The 1,288-nt window shown below is 48.5% G+C and carries 2 protein-coding genes; both read left to right on the top strand.

Annotated elements, in window-relative coordinates:
• Window positions 1-233 precede the first annotated feature (233 nt).
• Window positions 234-671, top strand: coding sequence for a TadE/TadG family type IV pilus assembly protein (locus KOR42_RS26280; RefSeq protein WP_146512752.1), 438 nt, complete (start codon window positions 234-236; stop codon window positions 669-671).
• A 12-nt stretch (window positions 672-683) separates the two neighbouring features.
• Window positions 684-1,151, top strand: coding sequence for a TadE/TadG family type IV pilus assembly protein (locus KOR42_RS28115; protein WP_146512751.1), 468 nt, complete (start codon window positions 684-686; stop codon window positions 1,149-1,151).
• Window positions 1,152-1,288 lie beyond the last annotated feature (137 nt).

The following is a 1,288-nucleotide window of genomic DNA, read 5'->3' as shown; positions in this document are numbered from 1 at the left end:
TCTTCGCATGCGAATACGGCTCGACATACTTGCGTCCAATCCGAAGCGACAGCTTTGCCACTTCCAACAACACATTCGTTCGTGGGGAATCACTCATCACCAGATTTTAGCGCATTCTCATCTCAGATTCCAGAGATGTTTTCAACAATGCATTCGGAAATCAATAGAGCGATTCTCGAATTCGTTTTCGCGCGTTCGTACGAATAACTTGGGTGAGGATAAGTGAGTTCTAAATGCGAACCTGTTTATTGAAAACTAATTCCGGACATCAACGAAGCGGGGCCGCAGCCGTTGAGTTTGCAATCGTCCTTCCGATCATCCTGACGTTTCTCCTGGGATGTGTGGATTATGGACGAGCACTGCACTGGTCGATCGCCGTTTCGAATGCGGCCGACATCGGAACATATTACGCAGCCACGCACCGGGTTTCGCCCATCACTGTTCAAGACTGGGAAGAAAAAATTCGAACGATCGTGATTGAAGAACTCGACGATCATCCGCAGTTCTCTGCAGATGACTTGAACATCCAAATTGCTTCGGTCACAGAAGTCGATGGAAATCTTCTCGTGACTGTTTCTGCTGCGTACCAATTTCGAACAATCGTATCCTGGCCCACGATCCCGAACACGATTCCACTCAAAGCGACTGTGACCTACAGGCAGTTTCAGTAGGAAAACGAGGTGATGGACGTGATTAAACCAAGAATCAGACAAGATTCCTTCTCGAAACGGTCCGGAGCGACGATCGTCGAGACGGCTCTGATCTTGCCAATCCTTCTGTTTATCCTGATCGCGGCGATTGATTTTTCATTGATCGTTCTGAACAACAATTCTCTCGCAGAAGCGGCTCGGCGACTATCGAGGACTGCATCTGTACGAGGGGAGAATTCCGAACCGGAATTCAGTATGTGGGGGCCTGATACATTCAACGAGAATGCCAGCGAAGAGATGGAGATCTGTGAAATTGTTCGAGAAGCGGCTGTCTGCATCTCTCCGGAAAAGATCAATGTCCAGGTCGAATGGCCGGATGGATCGTGCCGGGTCAATGATCGTGTTTGTGTGTCACTGCAATATTCACATCAGCCGTTTTTAAGTTTCACCGGAAAGAGCTTTCTCTTGCAAGTATCATCAGACGTGAGGATCAGGCACTGAATTTGCCTAACAGCCCGTTGAACATTGCGGACTTCTGAGTAGCAGTCTGAGTTTTGGTTGGTTGCCATTGAGTGAGGTCGTGCTTGTTTTGAAGTGCCGGAAGTTGCTTTCGATGGCTCGGGAGAGACTTTGAACAG

It is taken from the genome of Thalassoglobus neptunius, assembly GCF_007859735.1.
Lineage (GTDB): Bacteria > Planctomycetota > Planctomycetia > Planctomycetales > Planctomycetaceae > Thalassoglobus > Thalassoglobus neptunius.
The sequence above is the reverse complement of the archived record's forward strand: the minus strand, read 5'-3'. Positions and strand labels throughout refer to the sequence as shown.

Bases quoted from the DNA above. Each gene is read 5' to 3' on its own strand.
- KOR42_RS26280 (WP_146512752.1), top strand. From the start codon at position 234: ATGCGAACCTGTTTATTGAAAACTAATTCCGGACATCAACGAAGCGGG.
- KOR42_RS28115 (WP_146512751.1), top strand. From the start codon at position 684: ATGGACGTGATTAAACCAAGAATCAGACAAGATTCCTTCTCGAAACGG.